Genomic DNA, 26,344 nt, shown 5'->3' on the forward strand with positions numbered 1-26,344 from the left:
AACGAGGAAAAGTATTAATTGTCATTGATATTATTGTGATTGTTCTTTTAATGTTGTTTAGAAAAAAAATAATAAGAGATTGAAAAATCCTTTAGAAATATTAGAAATGGTTCCCGATCCGGAAATTCCGGTAATCAATATTGTGGAATTAGGAATTGTAAGAGATGCACAGATTACAGGTGAAAATACCTGTGAAGTGATCATTACTCCTACTTATTCTGCCTGTCCTGCCATGTTTACCATTGAGGAAGACATTATTAAAATGATGAAAGAAAACGGATGGGATGCAAAAGTAGTCACCAAGATGTTTCCGATCTGGACAACAGACTGGCTAACGGATGAAGCGAGAGAAAAGCTCCGTGTTTACGGAATCACTCCTCCCGAAAAAGGAGCAGACGAACACCACATCGGAAAACCGAAAAAATGTCCGCGCTGTGGTTCCGAGAATACCAAACAGATCAGCAGATTCGGGTCTACTTTGTGTAAGGCCTCTTATCAATGCTTAGACTGTCTGGAGCCATTTGATTATTTTAAATGTCATTGATGAATAATCAACCCATACACAACAAATTTTACGGCTATGCAAAGCATAACGAAGGAATTGTTAGAATGTTAAATTATTAGACCGTTACATTGATTTATATTGTTAAATTAGTGCGTTGTTAAATAATAAATTAATAAAAACTATGTATACACAACTTGATATTGAAACGCATTTTGACGGTAAGCTGAAAATCGCATATCTTAATCAACCGGAAACGATGAACGCCCTTACAAAACCGGCTTTATCAGATCTTAGAGACTTTGTTAAAGAGTGCAGCGAAGACGAAACGGTAAGATGTGTTGCCATTTCCGGAAGAGGAAGAGCATTCTGCTCAGGTCAGAATCTGGACGAAGCTTTTGTAGTAGGCAAAGAACACCATGATCATGATATCATCAGAAAAATTGTGGTAGACTATTACAATCCATTAGTAATGGAAGTTACCCGTTGCAAAAAACCGGTTATTGCTTTAGTAAACGGTCCTGCAGTAGGAGCTGGAGCAATGTTGGCGTTAATCTCTGACTTCGTTCTAGCGAATGAGGAAGCATATTTTGCTCAGGCATTTTCAAATATCGGTTTGATTCCTGATACCGGAGGAACTTACTTCTTACCGAAACTTCTAGGTAGACAATTAGCCAATTATTTAGCATTTACAGGTAAAAAATTATCTGCAGAAGAATCTAAAGCGCATGGCCTTGTAGCAGAAGTGTTCACTGAAGAAGAATTTGTTCCGAAATCTATGGAAATCCTTGAAAGAATGGCAAACATGCCAACAGCAGCCATCAAGCTTACGAAAAAAGCATTTGCCAATTCTTATAACAACACATTAAAAGAACAGCTTGAACTGGAAGGTGATCTTCAGCAGGAAGCTGCAGAAACAGAAGACTTCATAGAAGGTGTAAACGCCTTTTTACAGAAAAGAAAACCTAATTATAAAGGAAAATAAGAACTAATATAACAATGTACCAATGTAGCAGTTTATCAATGAGATGCTTCGACAAGCTCAGCATGACAATGATTGTTACATTGTTACATTGATACACTGTTACATTATGAAATATGTAGGAATTATCGGTGCCGGAACCATGGGAATCGGCATTGCACAAGTAGCCGCAACGAACGGATGCAAAGTATGGGTTTATGACGCCAACGCAAAACAAGTAGAAACGGCAACGGTAGGTTTGGAAAAAACCTTGACCAAATTGGTTGATAAACAAAAAATTTCGGCAGAGAAAATGACTGAAATTTTAGCTAATATTTCCATTGCTACCGAATTGAAAGATTTCAAAGATTGTGAGCTGATTATAGAAGCCATTATCGAAAACAAAGAGATCAAAACCAAGGTGTTTACAGAACTTGAAAATTATGTTTCAGAAAGCTGTATTCTCAGTTCCAATACCTCATCTATTTCTATCACCTCTCTTGGTGCAGAACTAAAGAAGCCGGAGCGTTTCATCGGAATTCACTTTTTCAATCCGGCTCCATTGATGCCTTTAGTGGAAGTTATTCCATCCTTATTAACAGAAAAAACATTAGCAGAAAAAATCTACAACCTCATGAAAGAATGGGGGAAGACTCCTGTTATTGCCAAAGATATTCCAGGATTCATCGTCAACAGAATTGCAAGACCTTACTATGGGGAAGCCCTTAGGATTGTTGAAGAAAACATCGCCACACCGGAACAGGTAGATGATGCCATGAAAATATTGGGGAACTTCAAAATGGGACCTTTTGAATTGATGGACCTTATTGGAGTAGATGTCAACTTTGCAGTAACAACCACTGTTTACAAAGATTATTTCTACGATCCCAAATACAAACCTTCTTTATTACAGCAAAGAATGTCTGAAGCCAAACTTCACGGCAGAAAAACAGGAAAAGGGTTCTACGATTACAGCGAAGGAGCAGAAAAACCTGTAGCTCGGAAAGACGAAGCTTTATACCAACAAATCTTTTTAAGAATCATTTCCATGTTGATCAATGAGGCTGTTGAAGCAAAAAGATTAGGAGTAGCCAATGACGAAGATATCGAGCTGGCCATGCAGAAAGGCGTTAACTATCCGAAAGGATTATTAAGCTGGGGTAAAGAAATCGGGTATACAAAAATCTCCGAAACCCTTCAGAGCCTTTACGAAGAATATCAGGAAGAAAGATACAGGCAAAGTCCTTTACTTCGTAAATTATAAAATATACCAATGTATCAGTTTATCAATGGAACAATCATTTTATAAACATTGCTAAACTGATAGATTGTTAAATTGCTACATTTAAAAAAATAATGAATATAGATGAATTCAGGGCAGAGCTGGAGACCAGACTTTTAATTGAGAAACAGTATTTAACTCAGGAAGCTTCCTCTGTTGATGAGCAGGAAAGACTTGAGCTTTTAGGAAAATTTAATGAGAAATATAAAGAGCTGATCAAAAGATTGGCCAACGAAAATGGAATTGATTTAAATGAACCCTATCCCTCTGAAAATTCATCAGATTCAGAAAGCCTCTCATACGGACAGATCATTCTGGGAAAAACAATGAACGTTTATGACAGATTATCCGATGAGCTGTATGAGGAAATAACAAACATATAATTAATAGAAATGAATCCAAGACAAGTAGCAGATTATATGTTCAATCAGGATTATTTTTCCCAGTGGATGAATATCAAGATGATTGAAGTAAAAGAAAATTACTGTTTAATAGAAATGCCAATCAAGAAGGATATGCTGAACGGACTGAAAACAGTTCATGGGGGAGTTACCTTTGCGTTTGCAGACTCTGCGCTGGCATTTTCTTCCAACAATACCGGAGATGCTGCCGTAGCATTGAACTGTATCATCAATTTTACCAAAGCAGGAAAGGAAGGCGATGTTTTCAGAGCAGAAAGTGTTTTGGTCAATGATACGAGGAAAACAGCTGTTTATGATATTCAGATTACCAATCAAAACAAAGAGCTGATTGCAAAATTTGTAGGAACAGTTTACAAAATCGGGAAAAAAGTAACCGAATTATAAAAAACTAATACCAGAAACCGGATTAAATAAAATGAAAAAAATATTAGTATTACTTTTCGGGATTTCAATCCTTGCAATCAATGCTCAGCAGAAAGTAAACGAATCTTTGAAAAATGAGCTTGACGAAATCATGAAGGTGGATCAGGGGTACAGAATGCTTTTTGATAACGAAACTACTTCGGAGAAAAAAGAACAGCTTTTGAAAGATCTGAATATTGACAAAGATGAATTCAAAAAGAAAAACTGGATGTTGGTGGCGGAACAGGATAGCCTGAACATGCAAAAAGTTGAAAGTATTATTGCTCAATATGGCTATCCCGGGAAGACACTAGTGGGAGAACCTACAAATCAGGCGGCCTGGTATGTCATCCAGCATTCTAATAAAATTGAAAAATACCTTCCTCTCATTAAAGAAGCAGGAAAAAAGAAAGAAATTCCGTTTACCTGGGTGGCCATGATGGAAGACCGGTATCTGATGGGTAAAGACAAGGAACAGATCTATGGAACTCAGGGAAAAGGCGAAATGACCAGAGATAAAGACGGAAAACAAATCTTTGTAAATTTTGTATGGCCTGTAAAAGATCTCAAGAATGTGGATAAAAGAAGAAAAGAAGCTGGCTTTGATTCTACTCTTGAGGAAAATGCCAAAAGAATGTTCGGAAAAGACTTCCAATATAAGCCCTACACTTTAAAACAGGCTTTAGAATTAAGAAATAAAAACAAATAAATCTGGTATTGTTACACTTTACTGGATTGTTATATTAAATAGCATTATGAACAACGTATACATCATAGACTATGTCAGAACTCCCATTTCAAAACTGCAGGGAGGATTATCAGAAGTAAGAGCCGATGATCTTGCTGCTATTGTTATTAAAGAAATAGTAGCAAGAAACCCTGAAGTTCCAGTTGAGGAAATTGAAGACGTTATTTTCGGATGTGCCAATCAGGCAGGTGAAGATAACAGAAACGTGGCCAGAATGGGGCTTTTACTGGCTGGTCTTCCTTACAAAATTGGAGGAGAAACAGTGAATAGGCTGTGTGCTTCAGGAATGTCTGCGGTAGCCAATGCATTCCGTTCCATTGCTGCAGGAGAAGGGGAAATTTATATTGCAGGAGGAGTAGAGCATATGACCCGTTCGCCTTACGTGATGTCAAAACCAAGTACTGCCTTCGGAAGAGACAGCCAGATGTTTGATACTACTTTCGGTTGGCGTTTCATCAATCCTAAAATGAAAGAAATGTACGGTGTTGACGGAATGGGGGAAACTGCAGAAAACTTAGCAGATATTCATAAGATCAACAGAGAAGATCAGGATAAATTTGCCCTTTGGTCTCAGCAGAAAGCAACTAAAGCTGAGGAAAGCGGAAGACTGGCAGAAGAAATTGTAAAAGTTGAAATTCCTCAGAGAAAAGGTGATCCGATCGTTTTCGAAAAAGATGAATTCATTAAACCAACTTCATCGATGGAAGGGTTGGCCAAACTTCGTCCCGCTTTCAGAAAAGAAGGAACGGTAACTGCCGGAAACGCCTCAGGAATGAATGACGGAGCCGCTGCTTTGATTTTAGCAAGTGAAGAAGCCGTTAAAAAATATGGGTTGAAACCCAAAGCAAAAATCCTGGGATCTTCTGTTGCAGGTGTAGAACCAAGAATCATGGGAATAGGACCTGTAGAAGCCACTCAGAAATTATTAAAAAGATTAAATCTTTCCCTTGAAGATATAGACATTATTGAACTAAACGAAGCATTTGCAGCACAGGCATTGGCTGTAACAAGAAGCTTAGGGTTGAAAGATGACGATGCAAGAATAAACCCGAACGGAGGTGCAATTGCAATCGGTCATCCACTTGGAGTTTCCGGGGCCAGAATCGTAGGTTCTGCAGCATTGGAACTTCAGAAGCAGGATAAAAAGTATGCATTGTGTACCCTTTGTATCGGTGTCGGACAAGGATATGCAATGGTCATTGAAAAAGTATAATTAATTTGAAAGTGAGCTAATTTGAAAATGTTGAAAGACATTATTAATTTTCAGATTATCTCATTCTCAGATTTTCAAATTAAAAAAATGAACATCTACTCATACCACGGGATTCGTCCCATTATAAAGCCCTCCGCCTACATTCATCCGCAGGCAGTCATTATCGGGAATGTTGAAATAGGAGAGGAAGTATATATTGGTCCCAATGCGGTCATTCGCGGTGACTGGGGTAAAATTATTATTAAAGACGGAGCCAATGTACAGGAAAACTGTACCCTTCATGTTTTCCCGAATATAGAAACGATCCTGGAAGAATCTGCACACATCGGACACGGAGCGATTATTCATTCCGGACATATTGGAAAAAACTGTCTGATTGGAATGAATTCCGTTGTAATGGACAAAGCTTATATCGGCGACGAAAGTATTGTCGGAGCATTAGCTTTTGTACCAGCCAATTTCACGTGTGAACCAAGAAAACTGGTGGTAGGAAGCCCCGCAAAAGTGATCCGTGATGTTTCTGATGAAATGATTCACTGGAAAAAAGAAGGAACAAAATTATATCAGGAGCTGGCAAGAGAAGGAAAAGAAGCTATTCTGCCTTGCGAACCGTTTACAGAATATGTTCAGCAGATCCCAACTAAAATTGTTGATTACAGTATTTGGGATGATATAAAATAATAACCATTACAATTAAATATGATTAAAAAAATTGCGCTTGCATGCAGCATAATGTTTGCGGTGGGGTGTACGTTATCAGCACAGATTGTTGCTACAAAACCGCTTACAATAGGAGAAGTGAGGACCATTAAGTCCAAAACCTTAAATGAAGACAGAACGCTGAATATTTATCTTCCACAGGGATATGATAAAACAAAATCATACCCGGTAATCTATTTATTAGATGGAAGTATGAACGAAGATTTTATTCATGTTACAGGCTTAGTACAATTCTTTAATCAGATGTATTCCATGCCGGAAACCATTGTGGTGGGAGTTGCTAATGTAGACAGACAAAGAGATTTTACCTTTCATACGGATTTGAAAGACTTACAAAAAGACTATCCTACAACAGGACATTCAGATAAGTTTATTGCATTCGTTGAAAAAGAACTAAAGCCTTACGTGGAAAGTCAGTTTAAAACTACAGATAAATACCTTTTCGGTCAGTCTTTGGGAGGACTTCTGGCAACGGAAATCCTTTTGAAAAAGCCGGAAATGTTTGATAACTATTTTATCATCAGTCCAAGTTTGTGGTGGGATGATGAAAGCCTTTTAAAACAGGCTCCACAACTACTTTCAAAATCTCCGGATACCAAAAAGTTTGTTTATGTTTCTGTAGGGAAAGGAGAACATCCGGTGATGGTAAAAGATGCTGAAGCTTTCTATGATGTTTTGAAAAAAGCAGGAAAGAAAAACTGGACGTTGGAATATAAAATGATGGAAACAGACAATCACGCAACCATTCTTCACAGAAGTTTATATGAAGGATTGGTGAAAATGTTTCCCTATCAGGAACCTAAATAGATGAGTTGCAGTTGATGAGCACTCTGAAAAAATATTGGATCATAATACTGATTGTCATAATCATTGTGAATGCTTTAGGGTTTCACTTTGCAAAAGAATCAATAGGAATTTCAGATGCTTTGGAACATGTTGAATCAGATGAGGCAATTGCTAAGCTAGAGCGTAAAGATTATTTCTATACGTTATTTGTTGAAATTGTCATCATTTTAGACGGCTGGCTGGCGCTTTTTATTCCTTATCTGATTATTAGAAACTTTATTAAAAAGATTAATCTAAGCAAAAAGTAAAAAACTATATGGAAAAGTTAAAAAACTATATCTGCGGACAATGGGTAGAAGGTACCGGAAACGGAATCCCCTTGTACAACGCCGTTACAGGAGAACAGGTAGCTGTTTCCGATACAGAAGGGCTTAATTTTGAACAGGCTCTTGACTACGGAAGAACCGTAGGATATAAAAACCTTTCTTCAATGACTTTCTACGATCGTGGAGAAATGTTGAAAAAAGTAGCACTTTACTTACTGGAAAGAAAGAAAAAATACTACGACTTATCATACAAGACGGGAGCTACCCACATAGATTCCTGGGTAGATATTGAAGGAGGGTTCGGAACTTTCTTTACTTATTCCGGATTGGCAAAAAGAATGCTTCCTAACACTTCATTTTGGGTAGATGGTGACACTCAGAAGATTTCTGCTAACGGAACATTCCTGGGAACACATATCTTAACGCCAAGTGAAGGAGTCTCAGTACAGATCAATGCTTATAACTTTCCGGTGTGGGGTATGTTGGAAAAATTATCCACTTCCTTATTGGCTGGAGTTCCTTCTATTGTAAAACCATCTCCTTTTGGATCTTACCTTACCAATGCAGTGTTCCAGGATATGATTGAAAGTGGAGTATTACCTGAAGGAGCTATTCAGTTAGTGTGCGGAGAACCTGGAAATATTTTAGATTTTGTTCAGGATGGAGATTCTGTATTGTTTACAGGTTCAGCAACTACAGGAAGAAAATTAAAATCACTTCCGTCTATTGCAGGAAATGCGGTTCGTTTCAATATGGAAGCAGATTCCCTGAACTGTTCAATTCTTGGATTGGAAGCAAAACCGGGAACACCTGAATTCGATCTGTTCATCAAAGAAGTTCGTAACGAAATGACGACAAAAGCAGGACAGAAATGTACTGCAATCAGAAGAATCATCGTTCCTGAGCATTTAATCGGTGATGTTCAGAATGCTTTGTCTAAAGCTTTGGATCAGACTAAAATCGGTAACCCACTAAGCAGAGAAACCAAAATGGGATCTTTGGTGGGAAGGCAGCAGTATGATGAAGTTTTAAGAAAAGTAAATCTATTAAAATCAGAAACAGAACTTGTCTATGACGGAAAACATGAACTGGTAGATGCCAACTACGAAAACGGTGCATTTATGAGTCCGAAACTATTCCTGAACGACAAGCCTTTCGAAAAAAATATCTCTCACGATGTAGAAGCTTTCGGGCCGGTATCCACATTAATGCCGTACAAAGATGCTGAAGAAGCTGCTGCACTGGCCAAAAGAGGAAAAGGAAGTCTGGTAGGATCTATCGTTTCCCATGACGAAAACTTTATCGCCGAAACTTCATGGAAAATGGCCTCTCAGCATGGAAGAATCTTTGTATTGAACAGAGATAACGCCAAAGAAAGCACAGGTCATGGTTCTCCACTTCCGACACTGATGCACGGAGGTCCTGGTAGAGCGGGAGGCGGTGAAGAAATGGGCGGTTTAAGCGGTCTTCATTTCTTCTTACAGAAAACAGCTATTCAGGGTTCACCGGATGTTCTGAAAGCAATAACTAAGATTTATCAGCAGGGAGCTGAGAAAAAATTCTCAGACAAACATCCTTTCCAGAAATATTTTGAGGAAGTGGAAGTAGGAGACTCTCTGGAAACAGCAGGAAGAACTGTTACTGATGCCGATATCGTTAATTTTTCCAATGTTTCATGGGACCATTTCTATGCCCATACAGATGCAACAAGTTTAACAGGTACTATTTTCGATAAGACTGTTGCTCACGGATATTTTATCCTTTCAGCAGCAGCAGGACTATTTGTTTCAGGTAAAAAAGGACCTGTAATTGCTAATTACGGATTGGAAGACTGCAGCTTCTTCAAGCCTGTATACGCCGGAGACACCATCACGGTTTATTTAACAGCAAAAGAAAAAATCAACAGAGGAGTAAAAGGAAGAAATATTCCTTCAGGTGTTGTAAAATGGCTGGTTGAAGTTGTAAACCAAAGAGATGAGGTAGTTTGCGTGGCAACAATTTTAACACTGGTAGCAAAACAATCTCCTTTCATTGATCTGAATTTGAAAAATATTCAGAAAATACTGAATGGATTAACAGAAAGTACACCTGCACTTTGGGGAAAAATGTCTCCTCAGCAGATGTTAGAACATCTTGAACAGGCAGTATTGGTAAGCTTTGGAGAGCCCGAAGCAGAAAAATGCTTTACTCCAGAAGAAAATCTTGAAAAATGGCAGGATTCTCTTTACAACCACAGAGCGATGCCAAAAGAATTTACAGCTCCATTCCTTCCGCAGGACGGTTCACTTCCGGAACCCAAACATAAAAATCTGGAAGCAGCAAAACTGTCATTCATGGATAACCTGAAGAAATTTGTGATCTACTATAAGGAAAACCCGCAGGCAGAGCACATGAATTACGTTTTCGGAAAACTGAATAAAGAAATGTGGGAACTGATGCACAAAAAGCATTTTACACACCACTTCCAGCAGTTTGGATTGATTTAATTCAAAATAAAATATAAATTTAGAGTCCCTTCCGGTTTAAACTGAAAGGGACTTTTTAATAACTCCTGCCAAGGTTTGAAACCTTGACAAGGGTAATATTATTTTATATTTTCAAAGTTCAAAAACACAAAATGAAAATGGCAGATATTAGAACAGCTCCAATTGAAGCAAATTGTTTTTACCACATTTATAATCGGGGTATTAATGGTGAAGTTATATTTAAATCAGATCGGAATTATTTGTACTTTCTCAATAAAGTGAGAGAATTTCTTACTCCTGTATGTGATGTGTATGCCTATTGTCTTATGTCTAATCATTTTCATATTTTGGTTAAGATCAAGTCTGATTTTGAATTGAGTAGTTTTGTTAAAGAACAGAATTTTGACAAGGTTATAAAAGGAGGTCTTCATTCTCCTCATAATATTTTCTCAAAACAGTTCGCTCGGATTTTCAATTCCTATTCCCAGGCTTTTAATAAAGAAAATAAAAGACATGGCGCTCTTATTGAATCTCCATTTAAAAGAAAGCTGATTACATCGAATAAATATTTAATTAATACAATGATTTATATCCATCAAAATCCACAAAATCATTTGGCTCTTCGATTTCCAGAATATGCTTTCTCTTCTTATCAATCTATTTTGAATAAGTCAAAAACATTATTAAAAAGGGATGAGGTTCTTGCATTATTTGACGATAGAGAAAATTTTATATTGTCACATCAAAAAGTGATTGATTTTGATGGCGAATTTTAGTTTAAAAGTCCAGCTCATCCTTGTCAAGGTTTAAAACCTTGACAAGGATGTTGGTTGATTGTAATGTGTTTTATTTCAGTTGGTTGTTTTGTTTTTATTTAAAAATTACTAACTTTAATAGGCGAAATCCGAAAAGCATACAGAGTAGGAGAGAACATCAAAACAAACCACTATGAAAAACTTAAAAAAACTTTCAAGACATGAGTTGAGATCTCTTAAAGGAGCCGGGCCAAACTGGTCTTGTACTCTTAACCCTTGTCCTCCCGGAACATGTTGTCTTCCCGGAAGATGGCCTAATATTGCCAGAGCATGTTATATATGTGCGGATTCTTAGATTTTTTTAACTTAAAACAATACACAAAGCTGCTACTATTCGTGATTGGCAGTTTTTTTTATATTTTTTCTTAAACTTAAAATATCCGTACATTAAAATGGGTAACGCGAATATCTGAAACAAAAAAACAAGCAGTGAGGGAATTCCTTCCAGATGATTTGCATTAGCTTTTATAAGGAGCTGCTTGCCAAGCGGTCCGTTCGAGAATATCAGAATATTAAACAAATTCCAGCCCAGATGAAGACCTATAGGAAGGTACAAAGATTTTGTCTTAGCAAAGGACACTGCGAGCATCCACCCAAAAATAGAGGTCATTACAAAAATAATTACCATCTGAAAAGGATTTCCGAATGCACTATAAGAAAACCAGTGGTAGACTCCGAAGCAGACAGCAGATAAAATGCAGGCTTTTGTTGTTCCCCATTTTTCAATAGCAAGATATAGCAAAGCCCCTCTGAAAAGTAATTCTTCAAACAAAACAGACTTTACAATCCACCATAAGCTCATCAATGCTGCAGAAAATGATATTGGCTTATTCAGTATCCAGCTGTTATTGATAAAGGATGTTGTCAAGATGTGATAAACGCTGCATACTACAGCTGCCAAAAGAAAACCTATGCTCAGGTTAATCAATCTTGCCTGGCTGGGTTTAAATCCTAAAACAGAAAGGTCCTTTTTTGCGATGAACCTCAGGAGAAGCCACGAAATGATAAGCTCAATAATGATTCCAATCATAGGTTAGAAGTTTTAATTGAATAAGTGTTATCTTATTGAAAACGAATATAATAAAAAACGGATGCGAAAAGTTTCTTTAAAATATTTATCGGTCAAGACTTTAAACCTTGACAGGATGATGATAAAAGGTTTGAGCAACAGGATAATTTTGTTACTTTACAATAAAAATGATTTCATGGATAGAACTTTTGCGGATCATGTGATAGATTTCAACAAAAAACTTAGTTACACAGGAAATCTTCCTGATGATTTTCAAGTCCTGAATCCTTATCTGGATAATCCTGAGACGTTGAAGGTGATGGAAGAGTTTTATCATAAATTCTACGATGATTCAGCTAAGAGGAAATTCATCATCGGAATCAATCCCAGCCGCCATGGTGCGGGAGTAACCGGAGTTCCGTTTACCGATACAAAAAGACTGGAAAATGTCTGCGGAATCAAAATGAAATCTGCCCGTACCCATGAAGTTTCTTCCGTTTTCATGTATGATATGATTGAAGACTATGGTGGTACTGATCTTTTCTATAAAGATATTTATATCAATTCTCCATTTCCGCTGGCTATTGTAAGAAAAACAAAAAATGGCTGGCTCAATGCTAACTATTATGATGATAAAAAACTCTTCAATTCAGTCAAAGACTTTATGATCGAATCTTTGAAGAAGCATATCAGCCTTAATCTGGATACCTCAGAAGTTTTTGTTCTGGGTAAAAAGAATGCCGAATTCATTTCAAAATTAAACAAAGAAACCCAACTCTTTGAGACGATGACCGTTCTGGAGCATCCAAGATATATCCAGCAGTACAAATCAAAAGAAAAACAGCTTTATATAGACAAATATATTTTAGCTCTGAAAAAATGACAAAATCCCTTCGTTAAAAGGGATTTGTCATTCATGAATTAGAATCTTTGTGGGATATGGAACTTATAAAATTTCCTGATATTAGTTTTTAATGACTTTGGTAGATTCTGTTGCTGTTTTAATAATATAAACCCCTTTTGGAATCTCTGAAATATTAACCTCATTATTTCCTTTTTGAGTTTGAATAGTTTTCAGCAATTTACCATCCAGGTTGTAGATCTTAGCTTCACTTGCTTTTTCTGTTGTAATAGAAAGAGGTCCGTTGGTTGGATTAGGATAAACAGTCAGGTCTTTTTTAATGCTTTTAGTTTCCGAAGTCCCCAGTACAAGATTGCTGTCTTTTACCCAGGTGAAAGCATCCAAACCTACATATCGGAAAGCTCCGTTCGCAGTGATTTGTAGCTCATCAATCACAATGTTTGAATAATTCTGACCATTTAAGTTGGTAAGATCAATTAAGGTGTATCCATTTGTGCTGCCTAAGCTGGTTGCAAATCCGGTAGTTTTTGTTTGCGTGAATTTTGTTACACCGCTTAGTTTTCCGGTTACAGTAAGTGTTCCTGCTACATTAAGATCCAGGTTCAATGCAGAAAGAAACATCCAGAATCTGTTTACTTTAAACAAATTAGATGTGGTTTTGATGCTGAATGTCGGCGGGGATTGTGAGTTATTCGAATTGTCGATGTACCTGTTATCATTTGCTGTTCCACTCCAGCCGGTTCCCGGGAAATTCCCCTGAATATCAAAAACACTTACATGTGAAATGATATTAAAGATGACTCCATTATCGGTGAAGCTGGTACTTCCGTGCGATTCCGTTTCAAATTGTTCTGTACTGGTCTGCCCGAATGAAAAAATTGAAATGAGCAGACTACAGATTGCTAAAAAAGTAGTGCTTTTCATGATATTTGGTTTTAAATGTTAGGTTATGGTGTGGATATTAATCCCTTGGCGGATAAATACCTTCAACACAAATGATATAATTTAAGCCTAGGTAAGGAGGCATATTATTCAACGGTAAGCCTTGTCCTGTATAAGAAATACTTAACGGATTGATAGTTGTATCAGGGTTGGCATCATTCACGAAACTCGGTACTGCATTGAAATCTCTTCCCACTTGTGTTCCTGAAATGGCAATTGTTGAGGTAGCTGTAGGAGTAGATGAATTAGCATTCTTATTCGCTACTTTAAGCTGAAATCCGGCCCCTATACTTGGGAGGTTCGATGATAAAAGAGTATTTTGTGTTGTACCGGATACGATTCCCAAAGGATAACTTTCGCCGGAGTTTACATTCCCTGCTCCCAAAGCCATACGTCCTTTTAAGTTAGGCAGGGCAAAAGTAGTGATACCGTCTCCACCGTAAGTTGTTCCTAAAATAGAAAATAAAGCAGAATTTCTTGAGATGCTTATTAAGCTTCCATCACAAAACATCCAGCCTCTAGGTGCGAAATTTCCTGCAAATAATTTTACGATTCCAATGTACTCGTCCATGATAATATGTTTTTAGTTTTTTAGATTTCTTACTCTTTTTACAGGCTTTTCAGATTCCGCCTTTTGGTTATTAATTCTTAGTTCAAAGGAACAATTAATAAAAGGCAGGTACTAGAGTAGAAAATACCAAATTAAAAACTCCGTATTTCTACGTAATAATGTCTTGAATTTTGCGGGTTCGGAAAAGAAAATTTATACTTTAAGTTTCTCTGAACGAGCTGTATTTCGTATTTTTGTAAGAATCCAATAAAAATAAAAATGAGCGAATTTGTAGCATCAGAAATTAAAAATAATATTGCCGAAATCAGTTTCGGAACACCTAAAAGTAATTCTCTTCCAGGAGCAATTTTGGAAAAACTGGCAGAAACTATCCTTGAAGAGGGGGCAAAAGAAGAAGTGAAAGCTATTTTAGTGAAAAGTGCAGGTGAGAAGGCTTTCTGTGCAGGAGCAAGTTTTGACGAGCTCTTAGCCATTGAGGAACTTGAAGCTTCAACACAATTTTTCGGAGGTTTTGCCAAAGTTTTAAATGCAATGAGAAACTGTGGGAAAATTGTTGTGGTAAGAGTACAGGGAAAAACTACCGGCGGCGGAGTAGGAATTGCCTGCGGGGCAGATTATTGTTTTGCTACTAAAGACTCGGCTCTTGCACTTACAGAAATCAATCTTGGAATTGGCCCTTTTGTAATCGGCCCTTATGTTGAAAGAAAAATAGGTAAGTCACAATTCTCCGCAATGGCCATTGATGCAGACTTCAGATCTGCTGAATGGGCTGAGCAGCATAATATGTATCATTCGGTTTCAGATACTATTGAAGAAATGGATGAAAAGCTGGAGAAATTTTTGCAGACTTTAGCATCCAGAAGCAGTGATGCTTTGGCATTAATTAAAAAAGTTTCATGGGAAGGAACAGATCATTTCAATGAATTGATGCCGGCAAGAATTCACATGAGTGCCAGTCTTATTCTTGAAGCTTCTGCAAAGAAAAATATTGAATCTATTAAAGAAAGGTTAAGGGCTAAATAAGGTATAAAAATAAAGGATTTTAATCCAAAAGCTATCCGTAGAAATTTTTGTTTTTACGGATTTTTTGTGCATTATTATATGTCAGGATACAGGTTTTAGCTTTTCCGCTGCTTATAAAACAATAAATAGATCGTGATGAGAATTATTTCCAGAATTTTAAAAAAAACTTGGAAAATTGAAAATAAATCATAACTTTGTAATTCAAAGTTCTTTTTATGGATTCAAAAAACTATCACGAAGACTTATCGCATATCCGTTCTATGATGGAGCGGTCCTCCAGATTTATTTCGCTAAGTGGCTTATCCGGAGTTGTTGCGGGTTTAACGGCTATTATCGGTGCTGTATATGTGTACTGCGTTTTTCAGAGGGAAGGAATCAGTTATTTTGATGGAGACAGAAACATTCTTGGGCCTGCCATGGTGAAAGAACTTGTTATGATTGGGATTGCAATTTTGGTTGTAGCTGTCCTTAGTGGTTATATTTTTACCGCCCATAAAAGCAAAAAGAAAGGTTTGAAGATCTGGGATGCTACAACAAAGAGACTTTTGGTTACCTTTGCAGTGCCTTTGGCAGCAGGTGGTGTCTTTTGTCTCGCTCTGCTTTATCATCATCTTTTTGTTTTCATTGCTCCGGCTACTCTTATTTTTTACGGATTAGCTTTGGTAGCCGCAGAACGATATACATTAACGGATGTAAAGTATTTAGGATATCTTGAAATTATTTTAGGACTTGTTTCTTTGTTCTTTTTAGGATGGGGATTGCTGTTCTGGGCCATTGGTTTTGGTGTTCTGCATATTGTATATGGATTGATCATGCATAAGAAATATAAATAATGGATAAGGTTTGGTTTTGCTATTGAATAGTGAAAATCGGAATAATAATCAAACATATTGCATTTTAGCAGTGTTTCAGAATAAATAAGATAAAGTAAAATGATCAAAATAAATCAGCTCAATAAAGAATTCGAAAGCCGTGTAAGACTGGGTATTATGTCCGTTCTTATGGTTAACGACTGGGTTGATTTTTCTGAAATGAAAAGCCTGCTCGAAATTACAGACGGAAATCTTGCCAGCCATAGCAATGCGCTGGAAAAAGCAGGCTATATCGAAGTAAAGAAGGAATTTGTCGGGAAGAAACCTAAAACGTCTTATCGTGTTACACAGAGCGGAAGGCAGGCGTTTAATGAGCATTTAGATGCACTTGAAAAATTATTGGGGCGATAGTCCTATATTTTTTTGAAAATTAACTTTGAATTACAAAGTACTTTATATGTTTAAATTAAATAAAATGATGACACAGAAACAAAAAACAATCGCCATTTATGCCCTTCCATTGGCTATACTCTGTATTCCCTTGGTTGGAAATCTATTTTCTAAGGAAGTGAACTGGTCAGGAGCAGATTTTCTTATTGCAGGAGCTTTGCTTTTTACAACCGCTTTTCTCATCAATATAGTTAGAAATAAAATCAAAAAGCAAAATCAGAGAATGCTGGTCTGCATTTTTATATTACTAGCTCTGGTACTTATTTGGGTCGAATTAGCCGTAGGAATCTTCGGAAGTCCGTTTGCTGGAAGCTGATCAACCTTTTTTATTTATTAAACCTTGAAATAATGAAAGATCAAAAAATTATATACTTCGGAAGATTCATATTCGGATTATTCTTTTTAGCCGGAAATACCTGTCTTTTCGGGTACATTCTAACAAAAGAATATTGGTTTGCAGACTCAGGATTTCTACTGATTACTTATGGAACTATATTCAATATTATTGTCCTATCAGTTTTGTTGATATATGCTGCTGCAGACCGGTCTGCAAGTAAAGCCTGTTTACAGTCGGCGGGGTTAATTCTGATCAATATACCCATAGCTATACTTTATACCATAATAGGATGCAATCTTGTTATTTTTAATTAATTCACTATGAAAAAAATACGTGTTCAGTTTCTGCTTTTTGTGTATGATAAAACTCAAAAACTATACAGAAAATATTTCAAAAAGAAAAAAAGGCAGTGGCAGTTCAATGAAAAACAACTGCTGGAGTTTAAGGAAGATTCTTTAGGACGAAAACTGGGAGAATTTTATAGAAAACACGGTTTTTCGATGATCCCCAAAATGGAAAATCATGATGTACACCATCTGATTACAGGTTGTGGAACCAACTTCGAAGATGAAATTGCCATGCAGTATCTGCTCCTTGGAAACGGTAAACTCAATGCACATCTGCTGGCCGCAATCGTATTGGGAACAATTATACTGCCTGAGTATGCGAAAATTTATATCAAAGCGTATAAAAAGGGACAAAATATGAGAGCCTTTCATCACTGGGATTTTGAAGAGCTGCTATGGCAGAATTATGAGCATGTGAAAGATTTTATTCAACAGAAAGAAACGATAGTTCTTCATTAAAATTAAAAATAATAGAAAAAATAAAATTCAGTCCACTAGGGGAGAAGACATTTTTAATCTCATTTTTGCTGGGTACCTCTTTGCTGCTTTTATTTTGGATTACAAAAGCTGAATTTCTCGTGATACTCGGATTTTACTATGTGGTGATTGCGGCTGTAGTGAATCTGTTAATCATTCTATATGAATTGATGGAATTCCTGAGTGATATTTCAGAGAAGAAAAGGAACGGAAACTCTGTCCTTCTATTGCTGCTCAATATCCCTGTTACTTTTCTATACCTCACCCTATTCTTTAATTTTTGCTAATCTCTATCTCTGTAAATTAAATCTTTCAATTCTTTCAATCTTTTAAATAATTAACCTAATGAAAACACATCATTATATATTTCTTACAGCCATTCTCTTTGTCATCGTCTTTTATGATCAGGAGTTGGGGCTTAATCTTGGAATTCTTGGAATTGTCTACGCATTATTAACACTTTTCAGGACACCTGCAAAAAATAAAACAGGAATACTATATGGTCTTTTTGCGACAAGTATTCTTTCCAGCATTGCATTTGCCTGGTTTGGAGATTTTACATCCTTTATTGCAGTAGTGAGCTCGTTGCTTTTGCTGGGATATAAATCAAAGAACAGAAGGCTGAAGATTCTCTTTTTAATTCCGGTTTTTATCGTGAATAGCTGTACTTCCTTCTGTCGTTTTTTTAGCTTTGATGAATGGCTGCCTAAGAAAAATTTTTCAGGATTTTGGCAAAAGACATTGGCTTTCTTTTTGATTCCGCTGGTGTTGGTTTCCGTTTTCTTTGGAATATATTCTGCAGGAAGCGACCATTTTGCAGCCCTTTTCACAGATTATGAGCTGGATATTAATCTATGGCAGGTATTCTGTCTCTCTGTGCTGGGATTCTTTATTGCCTTTAATTACTGGAATTATGCGGTGGAAAAGTTAATCTATAAAAACAATCATGTTCTGGATAACGAGTTCCGCAAAGAATCCCGGATTCCCAAAGCTACTTATTCCTTCCTTGATCTTGATGCAGAGAGAATAAGCGGAATCATTTCTTTTGTCTTGCTGAATGTTTTATTGGTATTCTTTATTATTACCTATAATTATGAACAGTTTTATGAAGCTGTAAAAACACCTGTTCAGCTTTCAGAAGAAACCCATGAGAGAGTAAACGCTGTTATTATGTCTATTGTCATGGCAATTCTTGTGATCATGTTCTACTTTAAATCAGGATTTAATTTTGATCCGAAAGCAGGTTCACTGAAAGTATTAGCCAAAATATGGATTTTCCTTAATGCTGTTCTTGTTATTTCCGCAGCCCTTAAAAATTATGAGTATATTGTTTATTATGCATTTACCTATAAAAGACTAGGTGTATTTGCTTTCCTGCTTTTATCACTGATCGGCCTTGTTCTGACTTATGTTAAAATTCAAAAGCAAAAAAGAAATATTTTCCTTGTTAATACAATGATCTGGTATTTTTATGCAACTGTCCTTGTGTGCAGTTACTTCAACTGGGGTGGTTTTATTACTTCCCAGAATATGAAACGAAAGGATTTTGCGGTCAACTATCATGTAACGTCTATCAACTTCAGTGAAAAAGCACTCCTGAAATATGCAGATGAAAAAAATGATCAGAAACTTAAAAAGATCTTGCAGGATAAGGTGAAAAACAAAACATCCAAAAACTTTCTTTCAAAGATTTTATATTATCAGACTATAAAATAAAAGATCATGAAAAACTTTGTAGAACCCTCAAGATTTAAAATTAATGTATTGTTGATAATGATGACCATATTCTGTTTCAGTCTTTCTGCTTTCAGATACTATATCAGTGATACAAAAGTGTTTTTGTTTCTCAACTGGAACCTCTTTCTGGCGTGGATTCCTTTATTATTAAGTTCTTTTGTTCTTGCTTTTAATATCAGAAGTAAAATCTCGCTGGTCTTTATTATTATAATCTGGATTTTGTTCTTTCCCAATTCTCCCTACATCCTGACAGATCTTTTTCATCTCAAAGCAAGAAATTCAATCCCGGTCTGGTATGATCTCATTGTGATTCTTTCTTTTGCATGGACCGGACTGATCTGCGGATTTATTAGCCTTAATGATATTGAAAAAAAACTTTCTTATTACGGGAAAAAAAATAGTATCAATGGAATTATTGTATTTTTTCTTTTCATGAGCAGCTTTGGAGTTTATCTTGGCCGTTTTCTGAGATGGAACAGCTGGGATGTACTTAATAATCCTTTCGGCCTGTTCTCTGATATTGTAGTGAGATTTATTTATCCGATGGAATATACCAAAACATGGGGTGTTACTCTTTTGATGGGAATTATGCTCAACTTTATGTACTTTACATTTAAATGGTCGGGCATCAGTGAAGAAAAAGAATTGCGGCCGGGAAGCAAATCATTAAACGGATTGGAACAGTTTTAGCATTTAAATGAGCTCAGCATAATTAATGTTGATCCATTCTTAAAATAATTATTATGAAAAAAAGCTTATTGTTAATTCCTTTGATTATTGTTGCCTGTAAAAAAGATCCAGCTGTGACAAACGTTCCGGAGAAGGATTCTACAGTGGTAACAGAAATGCCGGATTCTGTGGTAAAAACAGATTCTGCAGCATTAAGAAAGAAAGACTCCATTATTAACAATGCTCCGGCCACTAAGGAAGTTCTGCGAAAAGGGGTGATGAGAAATGAAAAAGACGGACAGATCATAAGAACGGCGGATGCTAATCAGCTGCCTTTTACGATTGGAGAAGAATTTACAAAAGATGATCAGGATTTTATTTTAAAACTGACCCACTACGACCGCCCGAACATCAAAGCAAAAATTTCTACCAAAGAAAAGGACTTCAATATCCGGTTCAATCAGATCAGACTTCCAAACGGAAATTATGATGGGCCTTTCGGAAGAGAAATCACCTATGATACTCCCGGAAAAGGTGAAGTATGGCTGATTATCGGGAAAAGTAACATGGCTTCCGGAAATACAAAAGGAAGTTTTACGGTAACTGTAGAATAAAATTCAATCAATTTGGTACAATTTCTGCAAACTAACCTTTAAGTTTAAAATTTAAAAATTATGAAAAATATAGTTCTAACAGCAATGGCCGCTTCAGCTGTACTCGTAAGTTGCGGAACCGTACAGTCGCTGGTTCAGAATACATTTCCATACACAACGAATGTTTTGGTGTCTACGGGAGTTCCTGCAGATAAAGAAGTTTCTTCCACTGCAACAGCTACCAATGTACAGACCTGGTTCGGAGGAAATAACAATGCAAAAATTAAAGACGTAAGAATTTCAGATGCGAAAATCTCTGTAGCTTCTCCTTCAGGAGGAAATCTGGGTGCTTTCAAAACTGTAAAAATATACGTTTCATCCAACGGAACGGGAGAAAGACTCATCGCTTCGCGTTCCAATATTTCCACCAATTCTTCCAGCTTAAATCTTGATCTTAATGATACCGGATTTCTGGATGAAATTGTAAAAAGTTCTGGTTTAACAGTAAGAACAGTGTACGAGCTGAAAAATCAGACCTCTTCAGATATGAACATCAAAGTGGCACTGAATTTCAGCAGTGTTCCTGCGCAATAAGTGCAAAAAAAATTACTATTTAAAAACCCTCTTGCAGTATTCTGGAAGAGGGTTTAATGTGAAGTAAAATGTATATAAAAATCTTTATTTTTTAGAGCTTTGTCAGTTTTTCAACAACTCTTCTCTGGCCTTCATTAATATTAATAATATACTGACCTGTCGGTAATTGGGAAATATCAATTTTCTCATTTGGTACAACTGAATTTTTGATAACCGTACGACCCTGAAGGTTAATAATCTCTACATTCAGTTTTTTATTTTCATTGCTTTGAATAGCGATAGAACTGCTGGACGGGTTAGGATAGATCTTAACTTCCAATGCCGGTAAAGCTGTAACAGGTGTTGCCAATTTACTTTCCAGCTGAAGAATCGCATTCTTCACATTGGGAAGAGGTCCGATCTTTTGGCCGGTCACAGTTCCTCCCTGAGGAATCCCCGTTGAAATTAAAAGGTTTTTCATCGCTGAAGGGGTTAAGTACTGACCTGTAGTCTGACGATAGTAAGACTGGATCAAAATAGCCGCAGAAGATACCACCGGCGTAGCAGAACTGGTGCCGCTGAAATAATTATAGGTTCTGTTGTTATCATTGTCATATTTCGCATAAGACCCATAACCTGCTGCCATCACACTGCTTCCCCAGCCCTGTACATCCACTCTGTTTCCATAAGTACTGAAACTTAATTTTGAATGGGTAGTATTGGGAGATCCTGCTCCTACAATGATAGCTCCGCTGTTTCCTCTCGCAAGATACGTAGCATAAAAAGGGTCATCCAGGTTCTGATTCCCGTTACCTGCCGCTGCGATAATAATGATTCCTGAATCAGTAGCAGCTTTTGTAAGATCCCAGATTACTTTATCATATTCTGCAGGACAATATTGCCCGTCTTTTCCGCCAGTCTGCATTTCATACAAAATAATATCTCCGGCCTGAGAAGCGTTGATGGATCTGCTCACGGCAGAAGCTCTGTTATAACCTACTGTCGTCCATTCCATATAGCCTTTTATCTCAGAAGTATTGTAGGCTGCTCCCGTAAGCCCAATATTATCTTTTACAGAACCTAAAATACTTACTACTGCCGTTCCGTGATCACGGTAATTATTATTGGCCAGTCCGGCATTTGGAGAATATCCCGGTTCCAGTTGTATGGAGTTTTGATTAGACAGCATCTCGTGAGTTTTATAGAACCCATATTCTACATCCCGCACACGGATATTCTGGCCTGTGATTCCTCGGGACCATGCATATTTGGCGTTGATTCCCGGATTATCATTCAGGTAGGTCTGCAGGCTTTCCAGATCAGGAGTTGCCACAAAAGCATTTACCAAAGGTGGTTCGATAGGCTCGCCACTCATTACAGATACATATTCTATCTCAGGAAACCTCTCCAGAGTATGGATGATTTTTTCTGAGGTTTCTTTATTTTGAATAGGAATATCAGCCTTATAAATTCTTTTCAGTTTTTCCACAGATTCCGTGGAATTTCCGATGGCCTTGCTGTTTCTGGCCATTTCATCAAGTTTGCTTTCTGTGAAGTCCAGATCATACTTGAATGCGATGTGATTTTCTCTTGAAAATCTTTCCAGATCAGCGTTTCTGCTGAAGGCTGTTTTTTCTGAATTGATGCCTTTTGAAAAGCATACATAAATAATTGAATTTTGTTCAGTAGCCATTTTGGGCTGACTGTCCTGCCCGAATGACAGAGTAGAACAGAACGCAAACAATGCGAAAAGATTGATTTTTGTTTTCATACAATTTTGTTAAATGGTTGTGAATCAGTTTTGATTTGCGTCAAAAACAATAATAAAATGAAAACAAATCACATTTTTGTGAATTTAATTTTAAAATTTTTACTCTTTTCTTTTGTGTAAAGGATTTTTTTTTGTTTTTGAGTCATAACCTCACAGGTTTTCAAAACCTGTGAGGGTTAAGAGCGCATATTTTATACGTACTCATCAAAAAAATACGCTTCATAAATTGAAGCGTATCGGGTGTATTTTACACATTTGTCTTTCTCTGCTTAGCTTTTGGTAATAGAATCCATTACAATGGTTAGAGGCCCATCATTGACCAGAGAAACCTTCATGTCAGCTCCAAAAATTCCGCTTTCTGTTTTTAATCCCGATTTGGCTATTTCCTCCTTAAAATACTCAAAAAGCGGTATAGCTTTATCCGGTTTTGCGGCCTTTATGAAAGAAGGTCTGTTGCCTTTTTTATAATCTGCAATTAATGTAAACTGGCTGATGCAAAGAATTTCTCCTGAAATATCCTTCACAGAAAGATTAAGCTTGTCATCTTCATCACCAAAGATTCTAAGATTTAAAACCTTCTGTACAAGCCAGTCTGCATCAGCTTTTTCATCATTTTCATCGATACCTGTCAGCAGCATAAGCCCTTTTCCGATTTCACCCACAATTTTTCCGTCCACTTTTACACTGGCTTCGGAGACTCTTTGTATAACGATCTTCATTTTGTATTTTTAATAATAAACATTTAAAGTTTTGCTTGGCGCATCATAGCTGTAGGGATATGTTTTTGGAGGAAGAGACGTTTTACCGCCGGATTCCGGATTCCCGTTCAGCATCCACTTCATATTGTCTTTGGGACATATGATCGAAATATTGTCTTTTACTTCAAGCGTTGTATTGTTATCCGGGCATAGGTGTGGCGCATTTCTGTCAAACACCTTAAATTCACTGCCGGTATTAATAATAATGAGGCCTCTTGTTCCTGACTGTTGCTCGTTCACATAAATCCAGCCGTTGATATTGTTTAAAGCATAATAAGCAGGCAGGTTTAAATTAAGTGATACATTGATAGGAACATTGGGAAAGCAGGTTACCGTATCTTCTCTGCTTCCACACGAGTTTGTGGTTAAATTGCTGAAAATCAATAAACTGAAAATGGATAAGATTGAAAAAGTTTTTTTCATTTCAATTTAAATTTTTATATATTTGTAAAAATTAAACGATTACAACACGAAAACATTGTCCGGCAAATGTCGGATTATTTTTTTATACTAAAACTAAATTTTGAAAATTATGGCAAGCTATGTAACTAAGGAGGGCCTAGAGAAAATGAAAGCTGAGCTGGAACAGTTGGAAACTGTGGAGAGACCAAAAATTACTCAGCAGATCGCAGAAGCAAGAGATAAAGGAGATTTATCGGAAAATGCAGAATATGATGCGGCTAAAGAGGCTCAGGGGATGCTTGAAATGAGAATTTCCAAGCTGAAAGATGTTATTTCTACTTCTAAAATTATAGACGAAAGCCAATTAGATACTTCAAAAGTTTCAATCTTAACAACAGTGAAACTTAAAAATAATGCTACCAAGCAGGAGCAGGTATTTACATTGGTACCGGATAATGAAAGCGACCTGAAGACAGGGAAGATTTCTGTGAATACACCTATCGCAAAAGGCCTGTTAGGAAAAGCTATTGGTGAAACTGCTGAAATTATTTTACCCAACGGAAACAAACTGTCTTTCGAAGTATTAGACATTTCTTTATAGTCTGATATCCCTTTCTATTTCTAAACTTCTAAATATCTAACCCAAACTTCTGATAAAATGAGCACTATATTCACGAAAATCATTAATGGCGAAATTCCCTCTTATAAGATTGCAGAAAATGAAAACTTTATTGCATTCTTAGACGCAATGCCTTTGGTGAAGGGACATACTTTAGTTGTACCTAAAAAAGAAGTGGATCTGATTTTTGATCTTGAAAGTGAAGAATACAAAAACCTTTGGGGATTTGCCCAAGAGGTAGCCAAGAAGATCAAAACTGCAGTTCCATGTGTGAGAGTAGGAGTAGCAGTGGTGGGACTTGAAGTTCCTCATGCACACATCCATCTGATTCCTTTAAATAAGATGGAAGACATGAATTTCAGAAATGAAAGATTAAAATTAACGAACGAAGAATATACAGAGATTCAACACTCAATTATGAATTCTTAACAACCAGAAAATCGTAAAAAAGTAATTTTTTACGATTTTCTTTAACATATACATATATATTATATCATATGAACTCAAACCAATGTTCTTTCTGCGGCAGAAAAAGAAATGAAGTACAGATGCTGATTTCCGGGCAGAATGGTTTTATTTGTGAAAATTGTATAGAGCAGGCACATGCGATCGTAAAAGATGGTGCATCCAAAACAGGATATTCACCTGCAGACAGCATGGATGAGCTTAAAAAACCAAAAGAGATCAAAGAATTCCTTGATCAGTATGTGATTGGACAGGATCAGGCAAAAAAGCAGCTTTCAATCGCTGTATATAATCATTATAAAAGATTACTTCACGCCCAGGACGAAAACAGGGAGGTGGAGCTTGAAAAATCAAACATTATCATGATAGGGGAAACCGGAACAGGTAAAACCCTTTTGGCGAAAACGATTGCCAGAGAGCTTAATGTTCCTTTCTGTATCGTAGATGCTACTATTTTAACAGAAGCCGGATATGTAGGAGAAGATGTTGAAAGTATCCTTTCAAGACTTCTTATGGTGGCAGATTATGATGTGGAAAAAGCTGAAAAAGGAATCGTTTTCATTGATGAGATTGATAAAATTGCCAGAAAATCAGACAACCCAAGTATTACAAGAGACGTTTCCGGAGAAGGAGTACAGCAGGGATTGCTGAAACTGCTGGAAGGAAGTATTGTGAATGTTCCGCCACAGGGAGGAAGAAAGCACCCGGATCAGAAATATATTCAGGTAAATACCCAAAACATCTTATTTATTGCAGGAGGAGCTTTTGACGGAATCAAAGAAATCATCGAAAGAAGAATGAACAAGCAGGCCATCGGGTTCAGCTCTGAAAAAATCAATAAAACTGACGAAGACGAATATATATTAACAAATATTAATGCAATTGATCTTCGTACTTTCGGATTAATTCCGGAACTTTTAGGAAGATTTCCAATCATCACTTACCTTGATAAACTCACCAAAGAGACTCTGGTAAGAATCATGAAGGAACCTAAAAACTCTATTGTGAATCAATTTGTGGAACTTTTCAAAATGGATGGCACAAATTTGGTTATTACAGACGGAGCCATTGAAAAAATCGTAGAAGAAACTATTGAAAAAGGACTAGGTGCAAGAGGTCTTAGAGGGACCACCGAAAAAGTTCTAGAAGACTATATGTTTTCAATAGGAGAGGAGAAAGATATCATCTTAAATGAAGATAATGTTTTGATTAATAGATAAAAAATTTTTTTTTTAAGAAAAATAATAATACCTTTGCGGGTGAAGATTGTATTAACACACAAATA

The 26,344-nt window shown here is 36.7% G+C and carries 33 protein-coding genes; 27 read left to right on the forward strand and 6 right to left on the reverse strand.

What is annotated here, in order from left to right; genetic code table 11:
* Window positions 1–106 precede the first annotated feature (106 nt).
* The 13 genes from paaD to DEU40_RS22485 all read left to right on the forward strand — a co-directional run bounded on the left by paaD (window position 107) and on the right by DEU40_RS22485 (window position 10,937).
* Window positions 107–544, forward strand: coding sequence for a 1,2-phenylacetyl-CoA epoxidase subunit PaaD (gene paaD / locus DEU40_RS15485; protein ID WP_110010721.1), 438 nt, complete (start codon window positions 107–109; stop codon window positions 542–544).
* A gap of 142 nt (window positions 545–686) precedes the next feature.
* Window positions 687–1,487, forward strand: a complete 801-nt coding sequence (locus DEU40_RS15490) for an enoyl-CoA hydratase/isomerase family protein (RefSeq protein WP_110010675.1) — start codon at window positions 687–689, stop codon at window positions 1,485–1,487.
* A 106-nt stretch (window positions 1,488–1,593) separates the two neighbouring features.
* Window positions 1,594–2,727, forward strand: a complete 1,134-nt coding sequence (locus DEU40_RS15495; RefSeq protein ID WP_110010676.1) for a 3-hydroxyacyl-CoA dehydrogenase NAD-binding domain-containing protein — start codon at window positions 1,594–1,596, stop codon at window positions 2,725–2,727.
* A 92-nt stretch (window positions 2,728–2,819) separates the two neighbouring features.
* On the forward strand, window positions 2,820–3,128 hold the full coding sequence (locus DEU40_RS15500) for a hypothetical protein (RefSeq protein WP_110010677.1): 309 nt from the start codon (window positions 2,820–2,822) through the stop codon (window positions 3,126–3,128).
* A 9-nt stretch (window positions 3,129–3,137) separates the two neighbouring features.
* Window positions 3,138–3,551, forward strand: a complete 414-nt coding sequence (locus DEU40_RS15505; protein WP_034695815.1) for a PaaI family thioesterase — start codon at window positions 3,138–3,140, stop codon at window positions 3,549–3,551.
* 31 nt (window positions 3,552–3,582) lie between these two features.
* Window positions 3,583–4,278, forward strand: a complete 696-nt coding sequence (locus DEU40_RS15510; protein ID WP_110010678.1) for a DUF6624 domain-containing protein — start codon at window positions 3,583–3,585, stop codon at window positions 4,276–4,278.
* 46 nt (window positions 4,279–4,324) lie between these two features.
* Entirely contained in the window at window positions 4,325–5,530 is a 1,206-nt protein-coding gene (gene pcaF, locus DEU40_RS15515) for a 3-oxoadipyl-CoA thiolase (protein WP_110010679.1), read from the forward strand.
* 87 nt (window positions 5,531–5,617) lie between these two features.
* Window positions 5,618–6,211 (forward strand): transferase hexapeptide repeat family protein, encoded by a 594-nt coding sequence (locus tag DEU40_RS15520; protein ID WP_110010722.1) that lies wholly within the window; start codon window positions 5,618–5,620, stop codon window positions 6,209–6,211.
* An 18-nt stretch (window positions 6,212–6,229) separates the two neighbouring features.
* Entirely contained in the window at window positions 6,230–7,057 is an 828-nt protein-coding gene (locus DEU40_RS15525; protein WP_110010680.1) for an alpha/beta hydrolase, read from the forward strand.
* Window positions 7,058–7,071: 14 nt separating this feature from the next.
* On the forward strand, window positions 7,072–7,344 hold the full coding sequence (locus tag DEU40_RS15530) for a hypothetical protein (RefSeq protein WP_110010681.1): 273 nt from the start codon (window positions 7,072–7,074) through the stop codon (window positions 7,342–7,344).
* 8 nt (window positions 7,345–7,352) lie between these two features.
* Window positions 7,353–9,848 (forward strand): phenylacetic acid degradation bifunctional protein PaaZ, encoded by a 2,496-nt coding sequence (paaZ, locus tag DEU40_RS15535; RefSeq protein ID WP_110010682.1) that lies wholly within the window; start codon window positions 7,353–7,355, stop codon window positions 9,846–9,848.
* Between the two features lie 131 nt (window positions 9,849–9,979).
* On the forward strand, window positions 9,980–10,603 hold the full coding sequence (locus DEU40_RS15540) for a transposase (protein ID WP_228406533.1): 624 nt from the start codon (window positions 9,980–9,982) through the stop codon (window positions 10,601–10,603).
* Window positions 10,604–10,775: 172 nt separating this feature from the next.
* Window positions 10,776–10,937: a bacteriocin-like protein gene (locus tag DEU40_RS22485; RefSeq protein ID WP_171006316.1), complete on the forward strand. Its 162-nt coding sequence runs from the start codon at window positions 10,776–10,778 to the stop codon at window positions 10,935–10,937.
* 6 nt (window positions 10,938–10,943) lie between these two features.
* On the opposite strand, the gene DEU40_RS15545 is transcribed toward DEU40_RS22485, so the two are convergent.
* Window positions 10,944–11,672 carry a CPBP family intramembrane glutamic endopeptidase gene (locus DEU40_RS15545; protein WP_110010683.1) on the reverse strand — a complete coding sequence of 243 codons (729 nt, stop codon included), beginning with the start codon at window positions 11,670–11,672 and terminating at the stop codon, window positions 10,944–10,946.
* A gap of 175 nt (window positions 11,673–11,847) precedes the next feature.
* Here DEU40_RS15545 and DEU40_RS15550 point away from each other — a divergent pair, with 175 nt between their 5' ends.
* Window positions 11,848–12,534, forward strand: coding sequence for an SMUG2 DNA glycosylase family protein (locus DEU40_RS15550; protein WP_110010724.1), 687 nt, complete (start codon window positions 11,848–11,850; stop codon window positions 12,532–12,534).
* Window positions 12,535–12,615: 81 nt separating this feature from the next.
* Here the strand turns inward: DEU40_RS15550 and DEU40_RS15555 are convergent, their stop codons facing one another.
* Both DEU40_RS15555 and DEU40_RS15560 read right to left on the reverse strand, forming a co-directional pair.
* On the reverse strand, window positions 12,616–13,437 hold the full coding sequence (locus DEU40_RS15555) for a T9SS type A sorting domain-containing protein (protein WP_110010684.1): 822 nt from the start codon (window positions 13,435–13,437) through the stop codon (window positions 12,616–12,618).
* 37 nt (window positions 13,438–13,474) lie between these two features.
* Entirely contained in the window at window positions 13,475–14,026 is a 552-nt protein-coding gene (locus DEU40_RS15560; RefSeq protein ID WP_110010685.1) for a phage tail protein, read from the reverse strand.
* A 258-nt stretch (window positions 14,027–14,284) separates the two neighbouring features.
* Between DEU40_RS15560 and DEU40_RS15565 the strand changes: the two genes are divergently transcribed.
* The 10 genes from DEU40_RS15565 (at window position 14,285) to DEU40_RS15610 (ending at window position 21,065) form a co-directional block, all read left to right on the forward strand.
* Window positions 14,285–15,049, forward strand: coding sequence for an enoyl-CoA hydratase/isomerase family protein (locus tag DEU40_RS15565; protein WP_110010686.1), 765 nt, complete (start codon window positions 14,285–14,287; stop codon window positions 15,047–15,049).
* 215 nt (window positions 15,050–15,264) lie between these two features.
* A complete protein-coding gene (locus DEU40_RS15570) occupies window positions 15,265–15,882 on the forward strand; it encodes a hypothetical protein (RefSeq protein ID WP_110010687.1) in 618 nt (205 codons plus the stop codon).
* Window positions 15,883–15,981: 99 nt separating this feature from the next.
* Complete coding sequence (locus DEU40_RS15575) at window positions 15,982–16,272, forward strand: winged helix-turn-helix domain-containing protein (protein ID WP_110010688.1); 291 nt, start codon at window positions 15,982–15,984, stop codon at window positions 16,270–16,272.
* A gap of 64 nt (window positions 16,273–16,336) precedes the next feature.
* On the forward strand, window positions 16,337–16,627 hold the full coding sequence (locus tag DEU40_RS15580; protein ID WP_110010725.1) for a hypothetical protein: 291 nt from the start codon (window positions 16,337–16,339) through the stop codon (window positions 16,625–16,627).
* Window positions 16,628–16,659: 32 nt separating this feature from the next.
* Window positions 16,660–16,962, forward strand: a complete 303-nt coding sequence (locus DEU40_RS15585; RefSeq protein WP_110010689.1) for a hypothetical protein — start codon at window positions 16,660–16,662, stop codon at window positions 16,960–16,962.
* Between the two features lie 6 nt (window positions 16,963–16,968).
* Window positions 16,969–17,454 carry a Coq4 family protein gene (locus DEU40_RS15590; protein WP_110010690.1) on the forward strand — a complete coding sequence of 162 codons (486 nt, stop codon included), beginning with the start codon at window positions 16,969–16,971 and terminating at the stop codon, window positions 17,452–17,454.
* 363 nt (window positions 17,455–17,817) lie between these two features.
* On the forward strand, window positions 17,818–19,188 hold the full coding sequence (locus tag DEU40_RS15595) for a DUF4153 domain-containing protein (RefSeq protein ID WP_110010691.1): 1,371 nt from the start codon (window positions 17,818–17,820) through the stop codon (window positions 19,186–19,188).
* A 6-nt stretch (window positions 19,189–19,194) separates the two neighbouring features.
* Complete coding sequence (locus DEU40_RS15600) at window positions 19,195–19,899, forward strand: DUF1361 domain-containing protein (RefSeq protein ID WP_110010692.1); 705 nt, start codon at window positions 19,195–19,197, stop codon at window positions 19,897–19,899.
* A gap of 53 nt (window positions 19,900–19,952) precedes the next feature.
* Window positions 19,953–20,492, forward strand: coding sequence for a hypothetical protein (locus tag DEU40_RS15605; RefSeq protein WP_110010693.1), 540 nt, complete (start codon window positions 19,953–19,955; stop codon window positions 20,490–20,492).
* A gap of 60 nt (window positions 20,493–20,552) precedes the next feature.
* Complete coding sequence (locus DEU40_RS15610; RefSeq protein WP_110010694.1) at window positions 20,553–21,065, forward strand: hypothetical protein; 513 nt, start codon at window positions 20,553–20,555, stop codon at window positions 21,063–21,065.
* Between the two features lie 91 nt (window positions 21,066–21,156).
* Here DEU40_RS15610 and DEU40_RS15615 read toward each other — a convergent pair whose 3' ends face one another.
* The 3 genes from DEU40_RS15615 to DEU40_RS15625 all read right to left on the reverse strand — a co-directional run bounded on the left by DEU40_RS15615 (window position 21,157) and on the right by DEU40_RS15625 (window position 23,996).
* Window positions 21,157–22,815, reverse strand: coding sequence for a S8/S53 family peptidase (locus DEU40_RS15615; protein WP_110010695.1), 1,659 nt, complete (start codon window positions 22,813–22,815; stop codon window positions 21,157–21,159).
* 269 nt (window positions 22,816–23,084) lie between these two features.
* Window positions 23,085–23,534 carry a D-aminoacyl-tRNA deacylase gene (gene dtd, locus DEU40_RS15620; protein ID WP_110010696.1) on the reverse strand — a complete coding sequence of 150 codons (450 nt, stop codon included), beginning with the start codon at window positions 23,532–23,534 and terminating at the stop codon, window positions 23,085–23,087.
* Window positions 23,535–23,543: 9 nt separating this feature from the next.
* Complete coding sequence (locus tag DEU40_RS15625) at window positions 23,544–23,996, reverse strand: hypothetical protein (protein ID WP_110010697.1); 453 nt, start codon at window positions 23,994–23,996, stop codon at window positions 23,544–23,546.
* Window positions 23,997–24,105: 109 nt separating this feature from the next.
* On the opposite strand from DEU40_RS15625, the gene greA reads away from it, so the two are divergent.
* From greA to clpX, 3 genes are all read left to right on the forward strand, one after another.
* Entirely contained in the window at window positions 24,106–24,576 is a 471-nt protein-coding gene (gene greA, locus DEU40_RS15630) for a transcription elongation factor GreA (RefSeq protein WP_110010698.1), read from the forward strand.
* Between the two features lie 57 nt (window positions 24,577–24,633).
* A complete protein-coding gene (locus DEU40_RS15635; RefSeq protein WP_110010699.1) occupies window positions 24,634–25,023 on the forward strand; it encodes an HIT family protein in 390 nt (129 codons plus the stop codon).
* Between the two features lie 68 nt (window positions 25,024–25,091).
* Window positions 25,092–26,279, forward strand: coding sequence for an ATP-dependent Clp protease ATP-binding subunit ClpX (gene clpX / locus DEU40_RS15640; protein WP_110010700.1), 1,188 nt, complete (start codon window positions 25,092–25,094; stop codon window positions 26,277–26,279).
* Window positions 26,280–26,344: the final 65 nt, after the last annotated feature.

This window comes from Chryseobacterium sp. AG844, assembly GCF_003182335.1.
Classification (GTDB): domain Bacteria; phylum Bacteroidota; class Bacteroidia; order Flavobacteriales; family Weeksellaceae; genus Chryseobacterium; species Chryseobacterium cupriresistens.